The sequence below is a fragment of the Streptomyces sp. NPDC003011 genome (genome assembly GCF_053591515.1).
In genome coordinates this window covers 23013-49167 of record NZ_JBSFTY010000023.1, presented here as the reverse complement: position 1 = coordinate 49167, position 26155 = coordinate 23013, and the positions used below count along the sequence as shown (strand labels likewise).

19 protein-coding genes are annotated in these 26155 nt (G+C 72.4%); 16 read left to right on the top strand and 3 right to left on the bottom strand.

Annotation, left to right across the window (positions count from 1 at the left end):
• The first annotated feature begins 21 nt into the window (after positions 1 to 21).
• The 8 genes from ACWD0J_RS14360 (at position 22) to gatB (ending at position 10485) form a co-directional block, all read left to right on the top strand.
• Positions 22 to 720, top strand: a complete 699-nt coding sequence (locus tag ACWD0J_RS14360) for an SDR family oxidoreductase (RefSeq protein ID WP_451496096.1) — start codon at positions 22 to 24, stop codon at positions 718 to 720.
• Positions 721 to 901: 181 nt separating this feature from the next.
• The gene (locus tag ACWD0J_RS14355; protein WP_451496095.1) at positions 902 to 1903 is read left to right on the top strand and encodes a methionine synthase; all 1002 of its coding nucleotides are present in this window, start codon (positions 902 to 904) and stop codon (positions 1901 to 1903) included.
• A gap of 15 nt (positions 1904 to 1918) precedes the next feature.
• Positions 1919 to 4111: an NAD-dependent DNA ligase LigA gene (gene ligA / locus ACWD0J_RS14350; protein WP_451496094.1), complete on the top strand. Its 2193-nt coding sequence runs from the start codon at positions 1919 to 1921 to the stop codon at positions 4109 to 4111.
• Between the two features lie 282 nt (positions 4112 to 4393).
• Positions 4394 to 6649: a putative bifunctional diguanylate cyclase/phosphodiesterase gene (locus ACWD0J_RS14345; protein WP_451496093.1), complete on the top strand. Its 2256-nt coding sequence runs from the start codon at positions 4394 to 4396 to the stop codon at positions 6647 to 6649.
• 268 nt (positions 6650 to 6917) lie between these two features.
• Positions 6918 to 7214, top strand: coding sequence for an Asp-tRNA(Asn)/Glu-tRNA(Gln) amidotransferase subunit GatC (gatC, locus tag ACWD0J_RS14340; RefSeq protein ID WP_451496092.1), 297 nt, complete (start codon positions 6918 to 6920; stop codon positions 7212 to 7214).
• Between the two features lie 5 nt (positions 7215 to 7219).
• Positions 7220 to 8719, top strand: a complete 1500-nt coding sequence (gene gatA, locus ACWD0J_RS14335; RefSeq protein ID WP_451496091.1) for an Asp-tRNA(Asn)/Glu-tRNA(Gln) amidotransferase subunit GatA — start codon at positions 7220 to 7222, stop codon at positions 8717 to 8719.
• A complete protein-coding gene (locus tag ACWD0J_RS14330) occupies positions 8716 to 8955 on the top strand; it encodes a hypothetical protein (protein WP_307677464.1) in 240 nt (79 codons plus the stop codon). Before gatA ends, ACWD0J_RS14330 begins: the two co-directional genes overlap by 4 nt.
• A 15-nt stretch (positions 8956 to 8970) precedes the next feature.
• Complete coding sequence (gene gatB / locus ACWD0J_RS14325) at positions 8971 to 10485, top strand: Asp-tRNA(Asn)/Glu-tRNA(Gln) amidotransferase subunit GatB (RefSeq protein WP_451496090.1); 1515 nt, start codon at positions 8971 to 8973, stop codon at positions 10483 to 10485.
• Between the two features lie 60 nt (positions 10486 to 10545).
• Here the strand turns inward: gatB and ACWD0J_RS14320 are convergent, their stop codons facing one another.
• Positions 10546 to 11349, bottom strand: coding sequence for an SAM-dependent methyltransferase (locus tag ACWD0J_RS14320; protein WP_451496089.1), 804 nt, complete (start codon positions 11347 to 11349; stop codon positions 10546 to 10548).
• A 356-nt stretch (positions 11350 to 11705) separates the two neighbouring features.
• Here ACWD0J_RS14320 and ACWD0J_RS14315 point away from each other — a divergent pair, with 356 nt between their 5' ends.
• The 6 genes from ACWD0J_RS14315 (at position 11706) to ACWD0J_RS14290 (ending at position 19079) form a co-directional block, all read left to right on the top strand.
• Positions 11706 to 13949: an MMPL family transporter gene (locus ACWD0J_RS14315; RefSeq protein WP_451496088.1), complete on the top strand. Its 2244-nt coding sequence runs from the start codon at positions 11706 to 11708 to the stop codon at positions 13947 to 13949.
• Positions 13927 to 14502, top strand: coding sequence for a GNAT family N-acetyltransferase (locus ACWD0J_RS14310; RefSeq protein WP_451496087.1), 576 nt, complete (start codon positions 13927 to 13929; stop codon positions 14500 to 14502). The genes ACWD0J_RS14315 and ACWD0J_RS14310 overlap by 23 nt, the downstream gene beginning before the upstream one ends.
• 35 nt (positions 14503 to 14537) lie before the next feature.
• Positions 14538 to 15134, top strand: a complete 597-nt coding sequence (locus ACWD0J_RS14305; RefSeq protein ID WP_451496086.1) for a hypothetical protein — start codon at positions 14538 to 14540, stop codon at positions 15132 to 15134.
• Between the two features lie 198 nt (positions 15135 to 15332).
• On the top strand, positions 15333 to 15518 hold the full coding sequence (locus tag ACWD0J_RS14300; protein ID WP_451496085.1) for a hypothetical protein: 186 nt from the start codon (positions 15333 to 15335) through the stop codon (positions 15516 to 15518).
• A 233-nt stretch (positions 15519 to 15751) separates the two neighbouring features.
• Positions 15752 to 18826: a helix-turn-helix transcriptional regulator gene (locus ACWD0J_RS14295; RefSeq protein WP_451496084.1), complete on the top strand. Its 3075-nt coding sequence runs from the start codon at positions 15752 to 15754 to the stop codon at positions 18824 to 18826.
• A gap of 34 nt (positions 18827 to 18860) precedes the next feature.
• Positions 18861 to 19079, top strand: coding sequence for a DUF6191 domain-containing protein (locus tag ACWD0J_RS14290; protein WP_451496083.1), 219 nt, complete (start codon positions 18861 to 18863; stop codon positions 19077 to 19079).
• Here the strand turns inward: ACWD0J_RS14290 and ACWD0J_RS14285 are convergent.
• On the bottom strand, positions 19072 to 20241 hold the full coding sequence (locus tag ACWD0J_RS14285) for a PQQ-dependent sugar dehydrogenase (protein ID WP_451496082.1): 1170 nt from the start codon (positions 20239 to 20241) through the stop codon (positions 19072 to 19074). The genes ACWD0J_RS14290 and ACWD0J_RS14285 overlap by 8 nt on opposite strands.
• 216 nt (positions 20242 to 20457) lie before the next feature.
• Complete coding sequence (locus tag ACWD0J_RS14280) at positions 20458 to 21462, bottom strand: aldo/keto reductase (RefSeq protein ID WP_451496081.1); 1005 nt, start codon at positions 21460 to 21462, stop codon at positions 20458 to 20460.
• A 76-nt stretch (positions 21463 to 21538) separates the two neighbouring features.
• Here ACWD0J_RS14280 and ACWD0J_RS14275 point away from each other — a divergent pair, with 76 nt between their 5' ends.
• Together ACWD0J_RS14275 and ACWD0J_RS14270 are read left to right on the top strand one after the other, a co-directional pair.
• On the top strand, positions 21539 to 22492 hold the full coding sequence (locus ACWD0J_RS14275) for a 2-hydroxyacid dehydrogenase (protein WP_451496080.1): 954 nt from the start codon (positions 21539 to 21541) through the stop codon (positions 22490 to 22492).
• 475 nt (positions 22493 to 22967) lie between these two features.
• Positions 22968 to 25985 (top strand): putative bifunctional diguanylate cyclase/phosphodiesterase, encoded by a 3018-nt coding sequence (locus ACWD0J_RS14270; RefSeq protein ID WP_451496079.1) that lies wholly within the window; start codon positions 22968 to 22970, stop codon positions 25983 to 25985.
• Positions 25986 to 26155: the final 170 nt, after the last annotated feature.

The following is a 26155-nucleotide window of genomic DNA, read 5'->3' as shown; positions in this document are numbered from 1 at the left end:
CCGGGCGGGGGTGATGCGAGCATGGCGGGCATGGCTACACATGTGATCACCGGAGCCGGTTCCGGCATCGGCGCGGCCGTCGCCCGCCGTCTGCACGCGCGCGGGGACGACCTCGTGCTGCACGCGCGCGACGCGGGCCGCGCGAAGGAACTGGCGGCGGCGTACCCCGGCGCGAAGACGCTGGTGGGCGACCTGGCTGACCCCGACAAGCTCTCCTGGGCCTTCTCCCACCAGGCGCTGCCGGACCGGGTGGACTCCCTGCTGCACATCGCGGGCGTGGTCGACCTCGGCCCGGTCGGCGAGCTGACCCCGAAGTCCTGGCGCCACCAGCTCAACGTCAACCTCGTCGCGCCCGCCGAGCTGACCCGCCACTTCCTGCCCCCGCTGCGGGCCGCCCGCGGCCACGTGGTGTTCGTGAACTCGGGCGCCGGGCTGCGGGCGAGCGCCGAGTGGTCCGCGTACGCCGCGTCCAAGCACGGTCTGAAGGCGCTCGCCGACTCGCTGCGCGAGGAGGAGCACGGCAACGGGGTCCGGGTCACCACGGTCTACCCCGGGCGTACCGCGAGCCCGATGCAGGCCAAGGTGCATCAGCAGGAGGGCAAGGAGTACGACCCGTCCCGGTGGATCGACCCGGAGTCGGTCGCGACGACCATCCTGCTCGCGCTGGACCTCCCGAAGGACGCGGAGATCAACGACCTGACGGTACGACCGGGAGCGTGAGGACGGCGAGGGGGGCTCCGCCCCGGACCCCGCTCCTCGAACGCCGGAGGGGCTGTGTTCAGCCCGTCCGGCGTGTGAGGACGAGGCCCCCTCAGGGCCGAAGCAGGGCTGGGGGCGCGGCCCCCAGGGATGGGACGGGAGGGCGGCGGGGGCGAGGAACCGGAGTACGTAGGCTTCAAGGGTGAACGCACACTTCAGTTTCGGCCCTGCCACCGGCGTCGGCTCCCTGCCCGGCGGTGACGCCCGGGAGGCCGCCAGGACCGCCACCGGTTCCTTCGAGGACTTCCCGTTCCTGCCCGAACTCCCCGCCCGCGGCCCCGGCGCGGACATGATCGGCCGGACCGCCGGAATGCTCGTCGAGCTGTACGCGCGCGTGGAGCCCAGCGGCTGGCGGCTCGGCGACCGCCCGGGACGGGACACCCGGCGGGCCCGTTCCTGGCTCGGCGAGGACCTCGACGCGCTGGAGGAGTTCACCCAGGGGTACGAGGGCCCGCTCAAGGTGCAGGCCGTCGGGCCCTGGACGCTGGCCGCCGGGCTGGAGCTGAGGAACGGCGAGGCCGTCCTCTCCGACGCCGGCGCCTGCCGCGACCTCGCCGCCTCGCTCGCCGAAGGCCTGCGGCTGCACCTCGGAGAGGTCCAGCGGCGCGTACCCGGCGCCCAGGTCGTCCTCCAGCTCGACGAGCCGTCCCTCATCGCCGTCCTGCGCGGCGAGGTGCGGACCGCCAGTGGCTACCGCACCCACCGCGCCTTCGACCGGCAGCTCGTCGAGGCCACGCTCCGGGACGTCGTCGGGGTGCACGGCGACGGCCCGGTCGTGGTCCACTCCTGCGCGCCTGACGTCCCGTTCGCCCTGCTGCGCCGGGCGGGTGCGGCGGCGGTCTCCTTCGACTTCTCGCTCCTCACCGAACGTGACGACGACGTGATCGGGGAAGCGGTGGAGAGCGGCACCCGGCTGTTCGCCGGTGTCGTGCCGGGCACGGACGGCGCGTTGTCAGACCCTGCCGGTAGCGTCATGGGTGTCAGGACGCTGTGGCGCAGGCTGGGGCTGCATCCGGGGCTTCTCGCGGAGACGGTCACGGTCACGCCGTCGTGCGGACTCGCGGGGGCTTCCCCGGCGTACGCACGCGAGGCACTCGCCCACTGCGCCAGGGCGGCGAGATCCCTCGCGGACAACCCAGAGTAACGGGAGGACAACACGGTGGCCGGCGACAAGCAAGCGGAGACGACGGTGCCCGCACAGGCGCGGCAGCAGCACGCGCAGCTCGCTGAGCAGATCGAGGAGCACCGCTTCCGGTACTACGTGAAGGACGCTCCCGTCGTCAGCGACGCGGAGTTCGACCAGCTCCTGCGCACCCTGGAGGCGCTGGAGGAGGAGCACCCGGAGCTGCGGACGCCCGACTCGCCGACCCAGAAGGTCGCCGTCGAGTACGAGACCGACCTCGCGGAGGTCGAGCACCGCGAGCGCATGCTCTCCCTCGACAACGTCTTCGACGACGCGGGGTTGGCCGCCTGGGCCGACCGCGTGGCGAAGGACGTCGGCACGCCCGGCTACCACCTGCTGTGCGAGCTCAAGGTCGACGGTCTCGCGGTGAACCTGACGTACGAGGACGGCAGGCTCACCCGCGCCGCCACCCGGGGCACCGGACGGACCGGCGAGGACATCACGCCCAACGTGATGACGATCGCGGAGATCCCGCACCGGCTGAAGGGCGACCAGGTCCCGCGGCTCGTCGAGATCCGGGGTGAGGTCTACTTCCCGATGGAGGCCTTCCAGGACCTCAACGCCCGCCGGGTGGCGGCCGGCGAGAAGCCGTACGCCAACCCCCGCAACTCCGCCTCCGGTTCCCTGCGCCAGAAGGACCCCAAGGTCACGGCGACCCTGCCGCTGCACATGGTCGTCCACGGCATCGGCGCCCTGGAGGGCTTCGACGGCATGACCCGCCTCTCCGAGGCGTACGACCTGCTGAAGACCTGGGGCCTGCCGACCTCCCGGCACAACAGGGTGGTCGACGACCTGGACGGCGTACGGGAGTTCATCGCCTACCACGGCGAGAACCGCCACTCCGTGGAGCACGAGATCGACGGCGTGGTCGTCAAGCTCGACGAGATCCCGCTCCAGGGACGGCTCGGCTCCACCTCCCGCGCGCCCCGCTGGGCGATCGCGTACAAGTACGCGCCCGAGGAGGTGAACACCAAGCTCATCAACATCCGCGTGGGCGTGGGCCGTACGGGCCGCGTCACGCCGTACGCCCAGGTCGAGCCGGTCACGGTGGCCGGCTCGGAGGTCGAGTTCGCCACCCTGCACAACCAGGACGTGGTCAAGGCCAAGGGCGTCCTGATCGGCGACACCGTGGTGCTGCGCAAGGCCGGGGACGTCATCCCGGAGATCCTCGGCCCGGTCGTCGACCTGCGTGACGGCAGCGAGCGCGCGTTCGTCATGCCGGGCGAGTGCCCCGAGTGCGGGACGGCGCTGCGGCCGATGAAGGAGGGCGACGTCGACCTGCGCTGCCCGAACGCCCGCGGCTGCCCCGCCCAGTTGCGGGAACGCCTGTTCTATCTCGCCGGGCGCAAGTCGCTGGACATCGAGCACTTCGGCTACGTCGCCGCCACCGCCCTCACCCAGCCGCTGGAGCCCGCCGAGTCGCCGCTGCGGGACGAGGGCGACCTGTTCGACCTCACCATCGAGCAGTTGCTGCCCATCAAGGCGTACGTCCTGGACCAGGACAGCGGTCTGCCCAAGCGCGACCCGAAGACCGGCGAGGAGAAGGTCGTCACGGTCTTCGCCAACCAGCAGGGCGAGCCGAAGAAGAACGCGCTCGCCATGCTGGAGAACATCGCGGCCGCGAAGGAACGCCCGCTCGCCCGTGTGCTGACCGGGCTGTCGATCCGCCATGTGGGCCCGGTCGCGGCCGAGGCGCTGGCCCGTGAGTTCCGTTCGATCGAGCGGATCGACGAGGCCACCGAGGAGGAGCTGAGGAACACCGACGGCGTCGGCCCGATCGTGGCCGCCGCCGTCAAGGAGTGGTTCGCCGAGGACTGGCACCGGGAGATCATCCGCAAATGGCGGGCCGCCGGGGTCCGCATGGAGGACCAGGGTTCCGGGGAGGACCAGGGGCCGCGTCCGCTCGAAGGGCTCACCGTCGTCGTGACCGGCACCCTCGAGCGCTTCACCCGGGACGGCGCCAAGGAGGCGCTGCAACGGGGTGGCGCGAAAGTGACCGGTTCTGTTTCCAAGAAGACGTCCTTCGTCGTCGTGGGTGACAATCCAGGATCGAAGTACGACAAGGCGATGCAGCTGAAGGTTCCGGTTCTGAACGAGGACGGGTTCGACGTCCTGCTGGAACAAGGGCCCGAGGCGGCGGCCGGCGTCGCGCTTCCGGCAGAGGAGTAGCGAGGAGCAGCGGTTGAAGGCCACCCGATCGGCGCATATCAGATGCATACGGGTGGCCGGGGCGCATTCGGGCAACCGTCGACGACCGGTGCCCGTGGAAGCCTTCTGCGGCCTACTGTTGGGATGTGCGCCTGCCGTGCCCGGCTGCGGCTGGGGCATCCCTTTGCTCCTGAAGAGTCTTCAGGAGCGTCGGGAAGGGTTTTCCGACGCGGAGCCGCCGAGGGTTGTTGTCGGGCATCGGGCCGCGTGGCGAGGGCACCGCCGGCTGTGAGAGGGACGGGAATGAAACCGAGCGAGAGCGCCGCCCCGGACTCACGCCTGCGCCTGCGCCGGATGGCCGGCGCCTGGCGGGAGAGCCGGCGGGCCGGGCGGCCGGCGGAGCGTCCGGGCGGGGAGGGACATCCGGCCGGGCAGTACCCGGCCGGACCCTACACCGCGGCCGACGGCCTCGGCGCCTCCCCCCGCAGCGCCGAACGCGCGTCCGCGGTGCCGGGCGGCGAGCCGGAACGGCACCTGTCCTGGCCCGCGCTGCCCGCCTCGGTCGTCGCGGCGGCCGGGTTCGTCCTCGGCGCCGGCTTCTACCGGGCCTTCACCGCGGGCCACGCGCTCTTCCCGGCCGGCACGGTCGGCTGGTCCCTGGCCGTGCTGACCGGCGTCATCGTCGGCCACCTGGTCGCGCTCGGCCGCGCCCGCTGGTGGGGCGGCACCGGCTCCGGCGCCGCCCTCACCCTCGCCGTCCTGCTGCTGTACGGCTGGCTGTCCGCCGGCCTGGTCAGCCTCACCGTGGTCCTGCTGGTCGGCGTGGCCCGCCGGCACCGCTGGCGCCAGGGCGTGCTGCACGGCGCGGTGGACATCCTCGGCATCGCCGCCGGGGCCCTGCTGCTCGGCGCCTTCGGCCGGGTGCCGTCCGTCGAGGACCCCTGGGAGTCCAGCACCTGGACGCTCTACACCGCCCCCGAGGTGGTGCTGGTCGCGGTCGCCTACCTCGCGGTCACCCGCACCCTCGGCTGGTATCTGAACGCCCCGCGCTCCGGCGGCCTGCCCACCGTCGCCCGCACGGCCCTGGTCAGACAGGGCCTGCTCGCGGTCGCGCTGCTCGGCATCGCGCCCCTGGTCTGCGTGGTCGCCACCGCCAAGCCCATCCTGCTGCCGCTGTTCGCCATCCCCCTCATCGCCCTCGACTCCACCCTGTGGATAGCCCGGGCCCGGGCCGAGGAGCAGCTGCGCGATCCGCTGACCGGGCTTCCCAACCGCCAGTGGCTGCTGGAACGCATCTGGACGGCCCTGGACGACGCCGAGCGCATCGGCGCCCGCTCCGCCCTGATGCTGATCGACCTCGACCGCTTCCGGTCGGTCAACGACACCCTGGGCCACCTCGCCGGTGACCGCCTGCTGCTGCAGATAGCCGACCGGCTCCGGCTGGCGCTGCCGCGCGGCGCGGAGGCGGCGCGGCTCGGCGGCGACGAGTTCGCCGTCTTACTGCCCGTCGCCGACTCCACCACCTCAGCGACCCGGGTCGCCCGCGGCCTGGTGGCCGCCCTCAGCTCCCCGCTCGACCTCGACGGCCTCACCCTCGTGCTGGAGGCCAGCGCCGGAGTCGCCGTCTTCCCCGACCACGCCCTCGATGCCGAGGGCCTGCTGCGCCGGGCGGACGTGGCGATGTACCAGGCGAAGCGGGACCGCACCGGCGTCGAGGTCTACGAGTCCAAGCGGGACTCGAACACCCCGGACCGGCTCGGACTGCTCGGTGATCTGCGCCGGGCGCTGGACGCGCACGAGGTCCAGCTGCACTACCAGCCCAAGGTCCGCTTCGACGGACAGGTCGCCGGACTCGAAGCCCTGGTCCGCTGGGTGCACCCCGAGCGGGGCAAGGTGCCGCCGGACGAGTTCATAGCCATCGCCGAGTCGTCCGGGCTGATGCCCCATCTCACGGAGTACGTCCTGGACACCGCCCTCGGGCAGGTCGCCGAGTGGCGCTCCCAGGGGCTGTACGTACCGGTGGCGGTCAACGTCTCCCCACGCGACGTCCACACCCCCGGTTTCGCGGGCTCCGTCGCCGCCCGGCTGGCCCGCCACGGCGTTCCCGCGGGAGCGCTCCAACTGGAGATAACGGAACACGTCCTGCTGGAGGACCCGCAGCGCGCCGCCGACACCCTCGCCGCACTGACCGGGCACGGCGTGAAGATGTCCCTGGACGACTTCGGCACCGGCTACTCGTCGCTGGTGCACCTGCGGCAGCTCCCGGTGAGCGAGCTGAAGATCGACCGTTCCTTCGTGGCCAGGCTGGCCATCGACACCGAGGACGCGGAGATCGTGCGCTGCACGGTCGACCTCGCCCACTCCCTCGGGCTCCTGGTGGTCGCCGAAGGCGTCGAGGACGACGAGACCTGGGAGCGGCTGCGCGACCTCGGCTGTGACGCCGTACAGGGCTGGCTGGTCGCGGCGGCGATGCCGCCGGAGGAGACGACGGCGTGGCTGCTGGCCCGGGGATCCAGGGGCTGGCAGCGACCGCGGGCGGCTCTGCCGGCCGCCGAGTGACGCTCTGCCCCCACCTGCCGGCTTTCCGCCGGCTCAGCCCCACCTGTCCGCCGGCTCACCCGCCCGTCCACCGGCCCACCCGCGCGCCCCGGTCAGCAGGGTGGCCCCTCGCACCCGTCGTGACCGCCGCCGGCGACCGCGGCGGGCCCGGGCGGTGTGCGGCCCCGGGCCTGCGCGCGCCCTCCTGGCGAAACCGTTTCACGGGCACGGGCCCGCGCCCCATAGGATTGGCCCCACACCACATTCACTCACCCCAGAGGATCGCTGCATGCCTGGCATCACGCGCGAGGAGGTCGCCCACCTCGCCCGACTGGCGCGTCTGGAGCTGAAGCCCGAAGAGCTCGACCACTTCGCGGTACAGCTGGACGACATCATCGGCGCGGTCGCCCGCGTCAGCGAGGTCGCCGACCAAGACGTACCGCCGACCTCTCACCCGCTCCCGCTGACGAACGTCATGCGGGCGGACGAGGTCCGTCCGTCGCTCACCCCCGAGCAGGCGCTCTCCGGCGCCCCGGCCCACGAACAGCAGCGTTTCAAGGTGCCGCAGATCCTGGGGGAGGACTAACCGCCATGACGGACAACGTCATCATCAAGCTCACGGCCGCCGAGACCGCCGCGAAGGTGGCCTCCGGCGAGCTCACCGCGGTCGAGGTCACCGAGGCCCACCTGGCCCGCATCGAGGCCGTCGACGAGAAGGTGAACGCCTTCCTGCACGTCGACCGCGAGGGCGCTCTCGCGCAGGCCCGCGCCGTCGACGAGAAGCGGGCCAGGGGGGAGAAGCTCGGCCCGCTGGCCGGCGTCCCCCTCGCGCTCAAGGACATCTTCACCACCGAGGGCGTCCCGACGACCGTCGGCTCGAAGATCCTCGAAGGCTGGCTCCCGCCGTACGACGCGACCGTCACCAAGAAGCTGAAGGCCGCCGACGTCGTCATCCTCGGCAAGACCAACATGGACGAGTTCGCCATGGGGTCGTCGACGGAGAACAGCGCCTACGGCCCGACCGGCAACCCCTGGGACCTCACCAGGATCCCCGGCGGCTCAGGCGGCGGTTCCGCCGCCGCGCTCGCCTCCTTCCAGGCGCCGCTCGCCATCGGCACCGACACCGGCGGCTCCATCCGCCAGCCGGCCGCCGTCACCGGCACGGTCGGTGTGAAGCCGACGTACGGGGCGGTCTCCCGCTACGGCATGGTCGCCTTCTCCTCCTCCCTGGACCAGGGCGGGCCCTGCGCCCGTACGGTCCTGGACGCGGCCCTGCTGCACGAGGTCATCGCCGGGCACGACCCGCTGGACTCCACCTCCATCGACGCCCCGGTCCCGCCGGTCGTCGAGGCCGCCCGCAACGGCAGCGTCGAGGGCATGCGCGTCGGCGTGGTCAAGCAGTTCCGCGGCGAGGGCTACCAGGCCGGCGTCATCCAGCGGTTCGACGAGTCGGTCGCGCTGCTCAAGGAGCTGGGCGCCGAGATCGTCGAACTGGACTGCCCGTCCTTCGACCTCGCCCTGTCGGCGTACTACCTGATCGCGCCCTCCGAGTGCTCCTCCAACCTGGCCCGCTTCGACGGCCTGCGCTACGGCCTGCGGACCGGCGACGACGGCACCCGCTCGGCCGAGGAGGTCACCTCCCTCACCCGTGAGGCGGGCTTCGGCCCCGAGGTCAAGCGCCGCATCATGCTCGGCACGTACGCGCTCAGCTCCGGCTACTACGACGCGTACTACGGCAGCGCCCAGAAGGTCCGCACGCTCATCACGCGGGACTTCGAGAAGGCGTTCGAGCAGGTGGACGTGATCGTCTCGCCGACCACGCCGACCACCGCCTTCCCGATCGGCGAGCGCGCCGACGACCCGATGGCGATGTACCTCGCGGACCTGTGCACCATCCCGACCAACCTGGCGGGCAACGCGGCCATGTCGCTGCCCTGCGGTCTCGCCCCGGAGGACAACCTCCCGGTCGGGCTGCAGATCATCGCCCCCGCGCTGAAGGACGACCGCCTTTACAAGGTCGGCGCCGCCGTCGAGGCCGCCTTCGTGGAAAGGTGGGGTCACCCGTTGATCGAGGAGGCTCCGTCGCTGTGAGTGCACTGACCAAGGCCAAGGGCTTCAAGAAGTCCAAGTCCGGTACGTACCTGTCCATCGCCGGGACCGCGTTCGGCGCGCTCGGTGTCGCCAAGCGGCTGAAGAAGGCCCGCGCCGACAAGGACACTCTGGTCCTGATCGACGCCACCGTGTCCGCCGTCGCCATCGTCACCGGCCTCGCCATCCTCTACCGCGAGCTGAAGCGGCTGGGCGACGACGACGTCCTGCTGGGCTGAGAGGGAAGTTTCACCGTGACCACCACGACCGACCTGGTGTCGTACGAGGACGCGCTGGCGTCGTACGACCCCGTCATGGGCCTTGAGGTCCATGTCGAACTCGGCACCAAGACGAAGATGTTCTGCGGCTGTTCGACCGAGCTGGGCGCCGAGCCCAACTCGCAGACCTGCCCCGTCTGCCTCGGCCTGCCCGGCGCGCTCCCGGTCGTCAACGCGACCGGCGTCGAGTCCGCGATCAGGATCGGTCTCGCGCTGAACTGCGAGATCGCCGAGTGGTGCCGCTTCGCCCGGAAGAACTACTTCTATCCGGACATGCCGAAGAACTTCCAGACCTCCCAGTACGACGAGCCGATCGCCTTCAACGGCTACCTCGACGTGCAGCTGGAGGACGGCGAGACCTTCCGCGTGGAGATCGAGCGCGCCCACATGGAGGAGGACACCGGCAAGTCCATGCACGTCGGTGGCGCGACGGGCCGTATCCACGGCGCCTCGCACTCGCTGCTCGACTACAACCGCGCCGGCATCCCGCTCATCGAGATCGTCACCAAGCCGATCGAGGGCGCGGGCGAGCGCGCTCCCGAGGTCGCCAAGGCGTACGTCCGTGAGCTGCGCGAGGTCATCAAGGCGCTCGGCGTCTCCGAGGCCCGGATGGAGATGGGCCAGATGCGCTGCGACGTGAACCTGTCGCTGCGCCCGCACGGCCGGGAGAAGTTCGGCACGCGGTCCGAGACGAAGAACGTCAACTCGCTGCGGTCCGTGGAGCGTGCGGCCCGTTTCGAGATCCAGCGCCACGCGGCCGTACTGAACGGCGGCGGCACGATCATCCAGGAGACCCGGCACTTCCACGAGGACACCGGGTCGACGACCTCGGGCCGCGTGAAGGAGGAGGCCGAGGACTACCGGTACTTCCCCGAGCCGGACCTGGTGCCGGTGGCCCCGACGCGCGCGTGGGTCGAGGAGATCCGGTCGGCTCTGCCCGAGCTGCCGCTGGTCCGCCGCAACCGCCTGCGCGAGGAGTGGGGGGTCAGCGCCAATGAGATGCAGTCGATCCTCAACGCCGGCGCGCTGGAGCTGATCGTCGCCACGATCGACGCCGGTGCCGACGCGGCCTCCGCCCGCAAGTGGTGGATGGGCGAACTCGCCCGCAGCGCCAACGAGTCGGGCACGTCCCTGGACGAGCTGGCGATCACGCCGGAGCAGGTCGCCCGGGTCAGCGAGCTGGTGGCCTCCGGCGACCTGAACGACAAGCTGGCCCGCCAGGTCATCGAAGGCGTCCTCGCGGGCGAGGGCACTCCGGACGAGGTCGTCGACAAGCGCGGTCTGAAGGTCGTCTCCGACGAGGGCGCCCTCACCACCGCCGTCGAGGAGGCCATCGCCGGCAACCCGGCCATCGCGGACAAGATCCGCGGCGGCAAGGTGGCGGCGGCGGGCGCCCTGGTCGGCGCGGTCATGAAGGCCACGCGCGGTCAGGCGGACGCGGCCCGGGTCAAGGAACTGATCCTGGAGAAGCTGGGCGTCAGCGAGGGCTGAGGCTCCGGCAGCACTTCCTCAGGGGACGCATCGGTCACGATGCGTCCCCTGAGTGCGTGCTCAGAGGCGGCGGCCCACCACGCGGACGAAGCCCAGCGCGCGGCCCGCGTCGGCACGCACCAGCTCCACCGAGTCACGGGCCATGCCGGCCATGAACGCGTCCGGGCTCTCCTCGGCGCAGACCTCGCTCCACAGCAGCCAGTCCCGCCAGCCGTCCGGCTGCCAGTCGGCCGCCTCGACCTCCACGGCGCCACTGCGCGTCCACTGGCGCCGCCACCAGGCGGGGGAGTGGAACGCCCAGAAACCGGGGTCCCAGTACGGCTTGAGGTGCTCGGGCGGCTCGACGCCGTCCGGCTCCTCCCGCAGCGCCGGCATGACGACCCCGATCCGCCCGCCGGGCTTCAGCAGCCGGGTCAGCGTGGGCAGGTACAGGTCATTGGTGCCGAAGTACTGGTACGCGTCGATGGAGACGATCGCGTCGAAGGCGCCCTCGCCGAACGGCAGGTCGTGCGCCTCGGCGTGCACGGGCAGCACGCGGTCCGCGACGCCCGCCTGGGCGATGCGGCGCGCGTTCTCGTCCGGCCTGATCCACAGGTCGGCCGCGGTGACCTGGACGTCGTACTCCTTGGCGAGGAACACGGAGGTCATGGCCCGGCCGCAGCCCAGGTCGAGGACCCGGGCCCCGGCGGGCAGCGTGTCCAGGCCGAGCGCGGGGGCCAGCCACTCCAGCAGCCACAGCGCGTGCGGACCCATCTGGTTCTCGATGGTCCAGCGGGCGTCGTAGCGGTTGCTGCGGGGGTAGCGGGGGTGGGTCAGGCGGCTAGTCAGATCGTCGTTCGAGGTCCTGGAGGTGATGTCGGACATCGGTGAACGGGCTCCTTGGGTCTTGCGTTGGGAAGAGAGAGGCGGAGGAGCTCGGTCGGACCATCAAACAACGCACCTGCTTCGGTCGGCGGCGATCTGCCGGGAACGGGGGACGCCGGGACGCTAGCAGCCGGACTCCCGGCCCGCACCCGGTTTTCTCCGCACGACAGAGTGCCCGTTACTGTCCTGTGATGTGGCTCCCATTGCTGTGAATAAACCCACGAATGCGATAAACGATCACTTCTGGCTGCGAGAGTGGTCTTCGCATCGCTCATGCGTTCTTTGCGGGCAGTTCACCTCATGAACGACGATTCCCGGTCAAAGATCCCCCCATAGTCCCCCTGGGAGCTCGTTTCGTGGCAGCCCTCGCACGCTGGTGTGTCCGGCGGCGCCTCGTCGTCGTCCTGCTGTGGCTCCTCACCCTCGGCTCGGTGACCGCGGCCGCCGCCGTCGCCGGCTCCGCCTACTCGAACGACTACCAGGTCCCCGGTACCGAGTCGGGCCGCGCCACCCAGCTGCTGCACGACGGTTTCCCGGGCCTCGGCGGCGACAGCGGCACCGTCGTCTGGCACACCACGTCCGGCACCGTCCGCGCCGCCGCCGTCGAACAGACCATGACCCGCACCCTGGACGAGATCGCCGGCCTGCCCGGTGTGGCCGCCGTGACCGGTCCCTACGACGGCCAGGGCACGGAGGGGATCAGCGAGGACGGGCGCACGGCGTACGCCACCGTCACCTTCGACGACCCGGCCGACGACATCGACGTCACCGAGGTGCGGGCCGTGGCCGAGGCGGCCAAGGACGCCGAGGCCGACGGGCTGCGGGTGGAACTGGGCGGAAGCGCCGTCGCGCTCACCGAGTCGTCCGGCGGGCACCTCGCCGAGGTGATCGGCGTGGTCGTCGCCGCGGTCGTGCTGTTCCTCGCCTTCGGCTCGCTCGCCGCCTCGCTGCTGCCCATCGCCACCGCGCTGGTCGGCGTTGGCGCCGCGTACGCCGGGATCGTGCTGCTCGGGCACGCCATGACCGTGGCCGACTTCGCGCCCATGCTCGGCCTGCTGATCGGGCTCGGCGTCGGCATCGACTACGCGCTGTTCATCGTCACCAGACACCGGCGCGGCCTCAAACGCGGACTGTCCGTCACGGAGGCGGCCACCAACGCCGTCGCCACCACCGGGCGAGCCGTCGTCTTCGCGGGCGCCACCGTCTGCATCGCCCTGCTCGGGATGCTGATCCTCCGGCTCGGCTTCCTCAACGGCGTCGCGATAGCCGCCTCGCTGACCGTCGTCCTCACCGTCGCGGCCTCCGTGACCCTGCTGCCCGCCCTGCTGTCCCTCATCGGACCGCACGCCCTGAGCCGCCGCGAGCGGCGCCACCTCGCGGAGCACGGGCCCGAGCCCGAGCTGCCCACCGGGTTCGCCGCCCGCTGGTCGGCGTTCGTCGAGCGGCATCCCAAGCTGCTCGGCTCCCTCGCCCTGGCCGTCATCACCGTCCTCGCCCTGCCCGCCTTCTCCCTCCACCTGGGCACCTCCGACCAGGGCAACAACGCGCGGACGTCGACCACACGCCAGGCGTACGACCTCCTCGCGGACGGTTTCGGCCCCGGTGTGAACGGCCCGCTCACCCTCGTCACCGAGGTCGGCGGCGCCGAGGACAAGCTCGCCCTCGGCGACCTCGACGCGACGATCCGCTCCACCGGGGGCGTCGCCTCGGTGACACCGGTGACGTACGCCGCCGGCGGCGGTACCGGGTACCTCACGGTCGTCCCGGAGTCCTCCCCGCAGTCCCGCGGCACCAGCGACCTCGTCGACCGGCTGCGCACCGAGGTACTGCCGCGCGCCGAGGCCGGCACCTCCCTCGACGTGCAGGTCGGCGGGGTGACGGCCGGCTACGACGACTTCGCCGACGTCATCGTCGGCAAGCTGCCCGTGTTCGTCGGCGTGGTCATCGGCCTGGGCTCGCTGCTGCTCCTGCTCGCCTTCCGGTCCGTCGGCATCCCGCTGAAGGCCGCCGTGATGAACGTGGCCGCCGTCGCCGCAGCGTTCGGTGTCGTCGTGGCGATCTTCCAGTGGGGCTGGGGGAGCGGACTGCTGGGCCTCGGGCGGGCGGGACCCATCGAGCCCTTCCTGCCCGTGATCATGGTCTCCGTCCTGTTCGGGCTCTCCATGGACTACCAGGTGTTCCTGGTCAGCCGCATGTACGAGGAGTGGCTGGAGACCGGCGACAACCGGCGGGCCGTGCGCGTGGGTCTCGCCGAGACCAGCCGGGTGATCAACTCCGCCGCGGTCATCATGATCTCCGTCTTCCTCGCCTTCGTGCTCAGCGGCGACCGCGTGATCGCCATGTTCGGCATCGCGCTCGCCGCCGCCGTCGCCCTCGACGCGTTCGTGCTGCGTACGCTGCTGGTGCCCGCCCTGATGCACCTGCTCGGCGGCGCCAACTGGTGGCTGCCGAGCTGGCTGGACCGCCGTATGCCCCGCATCAGCATCGAGCCGCCCGAGTGCCGCGCCGCCCATGAGAGGCTGGCCGCTGCGACGGACGCCGAGGCGGCGGACGTCCTGGCGAAGGAGCGGCGACGGGATGTACGCGATATCCCTGGGTGACGACGGCGCGGAACTGCGTCCCCTGGAGCCGTGGCACGCCGGGGAGTTCCTGGCGCACCTGGAACGGGGGCGCGCGTTCATCAACCGGTTCATCCCGTTCGGCGAGAAGGCCACCGACGTGGACTCCGCCCGCGACACACTCCAGCGGTACGCCGATCTGCGCGCCGCCGACAGCGCCTTCCTGCACGGCCTGTGGCTGGACGGAAAGCTCGTCGGCGGGGTGCTCTTCCTGAACTTCGACGCGGAGAACGGCAACTGCGAGATCGGCTGCTGGCTGGAGCCCGCCGGTACCGGGCGCGGTCTGGTCACCCGGGCGGCGCGCGTGCTGCTCGACTTCGCGATCGAACGGCGCGGTGTCCACCGGGTCGAGTGGATCGCCGCCGTGGACAACCGGGCGAGCCTGGACGTGGCCCGGCGCCTGGGGATGACCCGGGAAGGCGTACGGCGGGAGAGCTACCCGCATCACGGCGTACGGCTCGACCTGGAGGTGTGGTCCATCCTCGCCCCCGAGTGGCGCGCGGTACGCGGGCGTACCGCTCACAACGATCATTAAGACACCTCTCAGACAGGATCCGTACGGTGCGCGATATGGGAACCAAGACAGCTGACGAGACCGGCGCCGAGACGGGTGCCGAGGCCACGACCGACGCAGAGAAGGTGAACGTCACCAAGACCGAGGCGGCGCCGGAGACGGACGCCGACAGCGCGGCCGGCACCGCGGCCGACGACACGGACGCGCAGGCCGGCGAGGTCGGCGCCGACGACGTCACCCAGGGCGAGGAGCAGGGCGCGTCCGGCGTCGGCCAGGGCGCGGGCGCCGTCGTCTCCGCCGCGCTCGGTGTGGTCTCCCTCACCGGCGGCTGGATCTCCACGGTCGCCGCCGCCCGCGAGACGCTTGTCGGCCAGCTGCAGACCTCGTCGACCGCGAACGTCGCCACGCAGGTCAAGGAGGTGTACGGCGACGCCTGGCACACCACCGCGCTGTGGGGCGGCCTGTTCGCGCTGGCCGCGCTGATCGTCGGTGTCGTCGTCCTCGCCCGGCCCGCGTTCGGCGCGCCCGGCAGGCCGCAGGCCGCGTGGATCAAGTCGGTCGCCTGGGGCGGTGTCTCGCTCGGCGTCATCGGCCTGCTGCTGGCCGTCCTCAAGTACACCGACGTCCTGCTGGGGCTGCCGTCCACCAGCTGAGTCACCGCACGTCCTGAGGGGTCTTAGGGCATCCGTACGTACCTTACGGAGCTGCCCGAGGCCCCTCACGCGCGTCTAAGGCCCCCTCCCTCGCCGAAGATGCGGAACTCTCCCGATGTGGCGGACCCACCTGGGAGACGAAGGTTGAGGCATCGCACCGAGCGATGCCGGACACCGACCTCTCACCAGGGACACACCATGTACGAGTACGAGCTCCAGCGCCTGCGTTCCGCCGAACTGATCCGGCGGGCCGACCACGAGCGGCTGGCCCGCGAGGCCGCCCGCGTCCGCCGCGCCGCCCGCCGCGAAGCGGCCCGGAGCACCGCCGAGAACGATCCGCATACCGGCCGCCCCCGCCGACACCGGTTCCTGCGCGCCGCGTGACCACGGGGGCGGGGGAGGGCGGCCGGACGGCACCCCGTGCCCGGGGGACACGGGGTGCCTCCGCTGTCGCGGCGGCGGGCAGTGCCGCGGCCGGGGCGAGGAAGGTCTCAGCCGGGTCGACGGTCCAGGGCGTCCCGGCCACCTCCACGGCCACCCCCACGGCCACCCCGACGGCGGCCGCCGTGGAGGTTCGCGTCGGGAAAACCGGTGCCGCGTTGTCGGACCCGCGTGCGATGCTCGGGCCTGTGGAGACCAGGTCCGTCAGTCCCGTGTTCGTCGGTCGCACCGACGAGCTGGACACGTTGAACGACGCGCTCGCCCGTGCCACCGCGGGCGAGCCGCAGGCGTTACTGCTGGGCGGCGAGGCCGGGGTCGGCAAGACCCGCCTCGTCGAGGAGTTCGCCACCGCGGCCTGCCGGCAAGGCGCCGTCGTCGCGCTCGGCGGCTGCGTCGAGATCGGCGCCGACGGACTGCCGTTCGCCCCCTTCTCCACCGCCCTGCGCGCGCTGCGCCGCGAACTGCCCGGCGAACTCGCCGCCGCGGCCGCCGGCCAGGAGGAGGAACTGGCCCGCCTGCTGCCGGAACTGGGCGAGACGGCCTCCGGACGGCACGACGAGGAGGGCATGGCCCGCCTCTTCGAACTCACCGCCCGGCTGCTGGAACGCGTCGCCGCCGACCGCACCGTCGTCGTCGCCCTGGAGGACCTGCACTGGGCCGACGCCTCCACCCGCCACCTCCTCTCCTACCTGTTCCGCACCCTGCGCACCGGCCGCCTCGTCGTCCTCGCCACCTACCGCGCCGACGACATCCACCGCCGCCACCCGCTGCGCCCCCTGCTCGCCGAACTCGACCGGCTGCGCACCGTCCGCCGCCTCGAACTCGGCCGCTTCAACCGCGCCGAGGTCGGCCGCCAGATCGCCGGCATCCTCGCCCACGAACCCGACCAGGCCCAGGTCGACGACATCTTCGAACGCTCCGACGGCAACGCCTTCTTCGTCGAGGAACTCGCCGTCGCCGCCCACGAAGGCTGCCGCACCGGCCTCACCGACTCCCTGCGCGACCTGCTCCTGGTACGCGTCGAGTCCCTGCCGGAGAGCGCCCAGCGGGTCGCCCGGATCGTCGCCGAGGGCGGTTCCACCGTCGAGTACCGGCTGCTCGCCGCCGTCGCCCGGCTCGCCGAGGACGACCTCATCGAGGCACTGCGGGCCGCCGTGGGCGCCAACATCCTGCTCGCCGCGCCCGGCGGCGACGGCTACCGATTCCGCCACTCCCTGGTCCGCGAGGCCGTCAGCGACGACCTGCTGCCCGGCGAACGCTCCCGCCTCAACCGCCGCTGCGCCGAAGCCCTGGAAGCCGACCCCACCCTCGTCCCCGCCGACGAACGCGTGATGCGCCTGGCGAGCTACTGGTACCACGCCCACGACGCCGCCAAGGCCCTGCCCGCCGTCCTGGAGGCCTCCGTCACCGCCCGCCGACGGCACGCCTACTCCGAACAACTGCGGCTGCTGGAACGCGCGATGGAGCTGTGGGACACGGCCCCCGAGGACGTCCGCGCGCGCCTGCGCCCCGTCGACTACACCGAGGTCTACCCGCCCGGCGGCCGCCACCCCGCGACCACCCCGCTCGGCTATCTGGACCTGATGGCGGAGGCCGCCGTCGCCGGACGGCTGTGCGGCGAACGCGAACGCGCCCTGAAGATCATCAAGCGGGCGCTGCGCCTGCTGGACGAGGAGGGGGACCCGCTGCGCGCCGCCTGGTTCTGGGTCCAGCGCTCCCGGCTGGTCCAGGCCCAGGCCCGGGGCGACGGCTGGCAGGAGCTGGCCACCGCCCAGGACCTGGTCCGCGGGCTGCCGCCGTCGGAGGTGCACGCCGAGGTGCTGTCCACCGTGGCCAACTGGGCGATGCTGCACGAACCCGGCCCCGACGCCTGCTCCGCCGCCGAGCGGGCGGTCGAGTACGCCCGCATGGTCGGCGCCCGCGAGATCGAGCTGAACGCCCGCCTCACCGCCGGCTGCCTGATGGTCGACGCGGGCGATGTGGAGGCCGGGCTCGCCGAGCTGTACGAGGTCAAGGAGCGGGCCGTCGAGGAGGGCATGACATATGTGGCCGGCCGCGCCCACATCAACCTGCCCTCGGAACTGGAGGCCGTCGGCCGCTCACGGGAGGCGGTGCCCATCCTGGAGGCGGGCGTCGCCTTCACCCGCAGGTTCGGCCAGCTGGACTCCGAGGCGTGGGTGTGGGGCAACCTGTCCGACTCGCTGTACTCGCTGGGCCGTTGGGACGCCGCCGCCGAGGCCGCGGAGAACGCGCTGCGGGCCGGCCACAGCGCCAAACCCCAGGGCTCCGGCGCCCTGCGCCTGGCCAACCTGGCCCTCGTCCGGGGCGACGTGGCCGGCGCCGCCGCCCACCTGGCCACCGCCCGGGCCCACTACGGCACCCACGACCCCACGCCGCAGCTGGCACTGCCGCTCGCCCGGATCGTGATCGGCGTCGCGGTGAGGGAGGGCCGCCTGCACGACGCCCGAGCCGAACTGGACCGGGTGCTGGCCGCCGGTCTCCCGCCCGGTACCCAGCGCTACGGCTGGGCGCTGCTGCTGACCGCCGCCGAGGCCGAGGCCGACGCCCGCGACCTGCCCGCCGCCCAGCCCGGCCGGCCCGCCGTCCTCGACCGGATCCGCACGGCCGTCAAGAAGGTCACCACGGGCGCACCCGTGTGGCTCGCCGTCGAGAAGTGGGTCCGCGCCGAGATCCACCGCGCCGAGGGCCAGGACACCCCCGAGCAGTGGTCGGAGGTGGTCACCGCCTTCGAACCGCTGGAGCACCCCTACGATCTCGCCCGCGTCCGGTACCGGCTGGCCGCGTCCCTGCTGGCCGGCGGCGGGGAGCCCGAGCGCGCCCGGGCCACGGAACTGCTCCGCCTCGCCCACACCGTCGCCGAGCACCTCGGCGCGCGCCCGCTCGCCGAATCCGCCGTCCGGCTCGCCCAGCGCGCCCGCCTCACCCTGACCGGCACCCGCGCCCTGACCGGCGGCGGGACCGGTGGCGGGGCGGGGGCCGGCACCCCGGACGACCCGGCCCGGGCCTTCGGCCTCACCGGCCGGGAACGCGATGTCCTGCGCCTGGTCTCCGTCGGCCGCACCAACCGCCAGATAGCCGAGGAACTGTTCATCTCCCCGAAGACGGCCAGCGTCCACGTCTCGAACATCCTCGCCAAGCTCGGCGTCTCGGGCAGGGGCGAGGCGGCGGCGGTGGCGCACCAGCTGGGGCTCTTCCCGGCCGAGGCCTCCCAGGTGCCGGCGCGGGGGTGAGGCGTACGCTGCAGGAGACCGGCAGGGAGGCGCCGTGTTCACCATGTTCGAGGAACTGTTCGCACCCGGCCGCAAGCACACCCGCGACGAGCAGAACCGGCTGGAGCTGACCCGGGAGGACGTCGGGGACGGCGACCCCGGGCGCGGACCGATAGATCTCGCGTCCGGGACGGTCGTCGTACGGCCGCAGCAGCCAGGCGAGGAGGAGTCCTCGCCGGATGCCGGATGCCGGATGAGGGCCGGAGCTAGCTGACCTGTATCTCCAGGATCCGGTCGTCCCCGTCCTTGGGGTCACCCCGGCCGTCCGTGTTGCTGGTCACCAGCCACAGCTTGTCGCCGCCCGCCGAGACCACCGTGCGCAGCCGGCCGTACTCCTCTCGCAGGAAGGCCTGCGGGTCGGCCGAGGCCTCCGTGCCGTCGAGGGGGATACGCCACAGACGCTGACCCTTCAGGCCCGCCATCCACACGGAACCCCCGGCGTAGGCGATGCCGCTGGGCGAGGCGTCGTCCGTGCGCCACTGGGCTGTCGGGTTGTGGAACTCGGAGTCGCTCGACCGGCCCTCGGCCTCCGGCCAGCCGTAGTTGTCGCCCGGCTTGATCGCGTTCAGCTCGTCCCAGGTGTCCTGGCCGAACTCCGCGGCGAACAGGCGTTGCTTGTCGTCCCAGGCGAGGCCCTGCACGTTGCGGTGGCCGTACGAGTACACGGCGGAGTCCGGGAAGGGGTTGCCCGGCGCCGGTTCGCCGTCCGCGGTCATGCGCAGGATCTTGCCGCCCAGGGACTTGGTGTCCTGGGACAGGCCGGTGTCACCGCTCTCGCCCGTGCCCGCGTACAGCATCTTGTCGGGGCCGAAGGCGATCCGGCCGCCGTTGTGGATGTAGCCCTTGGGGATGCCCTTGAAGACCGTGTCGGGTGCGCCCAGCTGCTCGCCGGCCGGCTTCTGCTCGTCGTACAGCATGCGCACGACGCGGTTGTCCGAGGCCGAGGTGAAGTACGCGTAGATCATGTGGTCCGAGGCGTGGTCCGGGGAGAGCGCGAGGCCCATGAGGCCGCCCTCGCCGGCCGGTGACACCCCCGGCACCTCGCCCAGCTCGGTCTTCTTGCCCGTCTGCCCGTCGACCCGGGTGATCGTGGCCTCGTCGCGGGAGGAGACCAGCAGGTCGCCGTCGGGCAGCGGGGCCAGGCCCCAAGGGGTGTTCAGGCCCTCGGCGACGGTACGGACCACCTTCACCGAGCCCTTGGCGGGAGGGGTCTTCTCGGCGGCCTGCTCGGTGGGCGACGCCCCCGACGCCGTACGGCCGGGTGTCGTGCTCCCGGCGTCGGACGGCGAACCACCGCCCCCGCCGTCGGAGGAGCAGCCAGGCGTCAGCAGGAGCGCGGCCGCGGCCAGCACGGCCGACACAGCTCGACGTTGCACGATCTTGTTCCCTTCGACGGGGCGGTCTCGCGGCAGGTTCTCCTGAAGTTCTCCCGGCAGGTCCTCCTGGCCGGTCCTACTTGTTCATACACCGCTCGCGCCTCACAGGTTCCCGATCACCGCAACCCGATACGCACCGCGACGCGAGCAGGCCGGCCGGTGCCACCGGTCCCGGCTCCCCCATCCCTGCTCCCGCCATCCCTGCTCCGGGGGTCCCTACTCCCAGGATTCCTGCGCGCGCGGCAGGTCGGCCAGCTCCGCCAGGTCCTGTGCCGTCAGCCGCAGTGCCGCGGCCCGCGCGTTCTCCGTGACCCAGCGCTCCCGCTTGGCGCCCGGCACCGGGACCACGTGGTGACCCTGCGCCAGAACCCAGGCCAGGGCCACCTGGCCCGGGGTGACGTCCTGCCCGTGGCGGCGGGCCACCCGGCGCAGGCCGACCACGATCGGCTGGTTCGCGGCCATCATCTCCGCGGTGAAGCGGGGATGGCGGGCGCGCACGTCGTCGGGTTCGAAGCCCTCACCCGGGATGAGCGTGCCGGTCAGGAAGCCGTTGCCGAGCGGCATCGCGGCCAGGAAGCCGATCCCGCGCGCCTCGCACCAGGGCAGCAGCGCCTGCCTGGCCTCGGGAGACCACACCGACAGCTCCGCCTGCACCGCGCTCACCGGGAACACCTGCTGCACCCGCCGCAGCTGCCGCAGCGTCGCGTCGTGCAGCCCCGCCCCGGTCCCGGAGCGGCGGCCGCCCCGGGCGCCCACCGCGCACAGCCCCAACGACCGTACTTTTCCGGCCCGGACGAGTTCCGCCATCGCCCCCCACGTCTCCTCGACCGGAACCTCCGGATCCGCCCGATGGAGCTGGTAGAGGTCGATCACGTCCGTCTGCAGCCGGCGCAGGGAGGCGTCGCAGGCCCGTCTCACGTAGCCGGGGCGGCCGTTGGCCACGATGTGCTGCTCGCCCACCAGCAGTCCGACCTTGGTCGACACGAAGGCGTCCTGGCGCCGCTCCTTCAACGCCCGCCCGATCAGCAGCTCGTTGGTGAACGGGCCGTACATGTCGGCCGTGTCCAGCAGCGTCGAGCCCAGGTCCAGCGCCCGGTGCACGGCCCTGAGCGACTCCTCGCCACGCTGCCGCGATCCGCTGTACGCCCAGCTCATCGGCATGCATCCGAGTCCGACGGCCCCCACCGCGAGCGCCGCCGCGCCGATCGTCCTGCGCTCCACCTGCTCGTGACCCTCCCTGTCCTGGCCCCCCAACCTAACCTCTGCCGTCCCGGGCGCCTGACATAGCCTCCTGACCATGACTGCTGCTGACGTGTGGCTCCCGGTGCCGCCACAGGAGATCGAAGGGCTTCCCGAGGGCCCGAACTACCGCTTCTGGGACGGCGCGCAGGACTTTCCCGCCGATCCGGCCGACTGTGTCTTCTACGTCGTCCCCTACATGAAGCCGTCCGAGGTCGTCCTGCGGCCCGTGCCGCGGCTGAGTTCCGTGCAGGTCGTGCAGACGCTGTCGGCCGGCACCGACGCCGTCGAGCCGGGCCTTTCGCACCTGCCTCCCGGCGTGCGGCTGTGCAACGCACGCGGGGTGCACGAGGCGAGCACGGCCGAACTCACGCTGACGCTGATCCTCGCCTCGCTGCGCGGCGTACCGGACTTCGTCCGCGCCCAGGACCGGGAGGAGTGGCTCGGCGGGTTCCGGCCCGCGCTGGCGGACAAGAACATCCTCATCGTCGGGTACGGCTCGATCGGGTCGGCGATCGAGGACCGGCTCGTTCCGTTCGAGGTCGCGCGGGTGGCGCGCGTCGCGCGCTCCGCGCGCACCACGGCGCGCGGACCGGTGCATCCGCTCACCCACCTCCCCTCCCTGCTGCCGGAGGCGGACGTCGTGGTGCTGTCCACACCGCTCACCGAGACCACCCGCCACCTGGTGAACGCCGACTTCCTCGCCCGCATGAAGGACGGCGCGCTGCTGGTCAACGTCGCCCGCGGCCCCGTCGTCGACACCAAGGCGCTGCTCGCCGAACTGGACAGCGGCCGGCTCAAGGCCGCCCTCGACGTCACCGACCCCGAACCGCTGCCTTTGGGCCACCCTCTGTGGCAGGCGCCCGGCGTGCTCGTCAGCCCGCACGTCGGCGGCCCCACGTCCGCGTTCCTGCCGCGCGCCAAGCGGCTCCTCGTGGACCAGTTGAGCCGTTTCGTGAACCGGGAGCCCCTGCGCAACGTGATCCTTACGACGGGCGCAACCGGCGCCTGACGCCCGCGGGCCGAGCCTCACGCGCGCGATCCGCGCGACGGGCGCACCAGGGGCGCAATCCGTTTCCGGTACCCTCCGCAACCCTCCGGACGCGGTCCGTGCCCGCATCTGCGCTGGTCGTCACGGAGCGTAGAGGAACTATGTCCCTGAGTGACGAGACTGGTGTATCGTCCCGACAGGGGCTGCGCCGCGCACTCTTCGGCGCCGGGGATGGGCATTTCAGACTGTGAGGGGGGCGACGGGCGATGCACGGCCTATGGACGAACGATCCGACGCGGCGGAGCCGCCGACGGCGACCCGGGCACACGGCCGCGCGCGGACGCGGTCACCACGGCAGCCGTCACGGCGGTCATGCCGGACAGCACAGTCACCACCACAGCCACCATCACCGCAGGCACAGCAGCCGCAGGGGGCACGGGCACCCAGCGCACCGGGGCCCGCGGGACCCCCAGGCGGCGCGGACCGGGAGGACCCGGTGAGTTCGCCCCCGTCTTCCACGACCACCCTCGACTCGGTGGTGCGGGTCCGGCGCGCGCCGGGGGTGTCGCCGACCCGTCCCTCCGCCGCCGACGGCGGGTCGAGCCTGGCCCGCCAACTCCTCGTGGCCCTGGTGTGCGGGGCGTACGCCATCGGTTCCGCCGTCGGCTGGGGCTCCCGCCAAGTCGCGCTGATCATGGGCGACTTCGGGCTGAGCGCCGCGGCGGGCGCCGCGGCCGTGTCCTGTTTCCTCTACGCCCGCGACCGCCGCATCCGCTTCCGTCCCGCCTGGATACTGTTCGGCCTCTCCTCGACGATGGCGGCCCTCGGCAACCTGGTCTGGGGATGGTACGAGGTGGTCCTCGGGGTCGCCGTCCCCTCGCCCAGCTATGCCGACCTGTTCTTCCTGTGCTTCGCCCCGCCCGCGATCGTGGGCCTGCTGGTGCTCGCCAAGCGGCCCGTGACGAAGGCGGGCTGGGTCTGCCTCGGCCTGGACGCCTGGCTGATCGGCGGCTCCCTGCTCACGCTCTCCTGGAGCCTCGCCCTCGCGCAGGCGGCCAGATCCGAGGGGCGCAGCGTGTCGAGCGCCGCGCTTTCGCTCGCGTACCCGCTGCTGGACATCGCCCTGGTCAGCATGGTGCTCGCCCTGCACTTCAGGCGCTCGGCGGGCAACCGCACGGCGGTCAACACCGCGATCGGCGCGCTCGCCCTGACCGTGATGTGCGACGCCCTGTTCACCTCACCGCTGCTGCACCACAGCTACCGCTCCGGCCAGCTGCTCGACGCGGGCTGGTTCGCCGGCTCGATGCTGCTCGCGTACGCCCCCTGGGCCGCCCCGCGGTCCGGGGCCGACGCCGGCCGGCCGTATCCGCCCGGGCAGACGCGCGTGGTGCGCGGACATCTGCCCGGACACCTGCCCGCACAGCGCACCGCCCCGCGCCACCACCCGCCCGCGCAGGGAGGTGATCACAGCCGGTATCCGGCAGCCCGGCCCATCGCCGGCTCGCTGGCCGCCCTCACGCCCTATCTCGCCGCCGCCGTCTGCACCCTGGGGATCCTCTACAACGTCCTCAGCGGCCGCAGCGTCGACCGCGTGGTGCTCCTGACCGGCGGCACGGTGGTGCTCGCCCTCGTGGTGCGCCAGGGCATCATGCTGCTCGACAACATCACCCTCACCCAGGAACTGGCGCAGAAGGAGAACCACTTCCGCTCCCTGGTGCAGGGCTCCAGCGACGTCATCATGATCGCCGCGCCCAACGGCATCCTCCGCTACGTCTCCCCGGCCGCCGCCGGAGTGTACGGATGCCCGGCGGAGGAACTCGTGGGGACGGAACTGGCCGCCCTGATCCACCCGGAGGACCTGGGCTGCGTGGTGCACGAGGTCCGCCGCTTCCTCGCCGCCAGCCCCCAGGAGGAACCCACCACCCGCATCGAATGCCGCTTCCGCTCCGGCGAGGGCGGCTGGCTCAACGTCGAGTCCACCGTCAACCGCCACCACGGCGGCCTCATCTTCAACAGCCGGGACGTGACCGAGAGGGTGCGCCTGCAGGCGCAGCTCCAGCACAACGCCGAGCACGACCCGCTGACCGACCTGCCGAACCGCGCCCTGTTCACCCGGCGCGTCCAGCAGGCCCTGTCCGGCCGCCGCTCCTCCGACCGGGGCGCCGCCCTGCGCGGCACGGCCGTCCTCTTCATCGACCTCGACGGCTTCAAGGCCGTCAACGACACGATCGGGCACCAGGCCGGGGACGAACTGCTCGTCCAGGCCGCCCGCAGACTCCAGGACGCGGTCCGGCACGGGGACACGGCCTCCCGTCTCGGCGGCGACGAGTTCGCGGCCCTGATCGTCGGCGACGGCACCCGTGACCGCGCCGCCCGCGAACGCCACATACTGGAGCTCGCCGACCGCCTCAGGGCCACGCTCTCGCAGCCGTACCTCATCGACGGCAACGATGTCCGGGTCAACGCGTCCATCGGCGTCGCCTTCGCCGAACCGGGCCTCGGCGCGGGCGAGCTGCTGCGCAACGCCGACCTCGCGATGTACCGCGCCAAGGCGGGCGGCAAGGGCCGCGTCGAGCTGTACGCCCCTCAGATGCAGCAGGACGTCGTCCGCAAGGCGGAGCTGGCCACGCGCCTGCGGGCCGCGCTGAACGACGGCGAGTTCACGCTGCTGCACCAGCCGGTGGTGTGCCTCCAGGACGGCCGGATCGCGTCGGTCTGCGCCCAGGCGCGCTGGCGCTCCTCCCAGGGGGTGCTGTTCACGCCCGGGGAGTTCCTGCGGGTGGCCGAGGACAGCGACAAGACCGCCGAGCTGGGCCGCTGGATGCTGGAGGAGGCCGTGGAACAGGCCGCCGAACGGGCGGCGACCGGGCTGGCCGTACCGGTCGCGGTCCGGATGGGCGCACGCCGGCTGCTGGACCGCTCGATGCCGCTGGGCTCGATAGAGGCCCTGCTGACCCGGCACGGGCTGCCGTCCGGGTCCCTGGTGATCGAGCTGTCCGACCTCGACCCCCGGGTCCCCATGGAGGAGCTGGAGCGCCGGCTGAGCGCGTTGCGCAGACTCGGCGTCCGGATCGCCCTGGACGGCTTCGGTACGGGATACGCGGCCATCACGGCCCTGCGGCGGCTCCCCGTCGACGTACTGAAACTCGACCGCGGTCTGGTCGAGGGCGTCGTCGAGTCCGCGCGGCTGCACAAGATCACCAGTGGGCTGCTGCGCATCGCCGGCGATCTCGGGCTGCGGTCCGTGGCGGACGGCGTGGACCTGCCCGAGCAGGTCGTGGCGCTGCGCGCGATGGGCTGCACGCACGGGCAGGGCATGGCGTTCTCCGGTCCGCTGGACGAGTACCGGCTGCGCCGGGCGCTGAGTTCGGGCCACTACCCGGTGCCCCACGGTCCGGCCGAGCCCGCGTTCGCGGGCGGCCGTGCGGGGGTGTACACCAGTGGTGTGCCCGCGGTACTCGGCGGTGGTACGGCCCTGCGCTCACATAATGAGACTCCCGTCCCACCCGCTTGACAGTGAGTGCGTGCCGGGGGGAGGGTCAGTGCCATGCGCACCCGAATTCTCGTACTTGGAAAGCGCGTCGGCTGACGCTGGTGACCTCCGGACGGACCCGGAACTCCCAGCGACTCCACCCGGCGCGCTCCCCTCGCTTGCCTTATGGCACGAGGGGTTTTTTGTTGCAC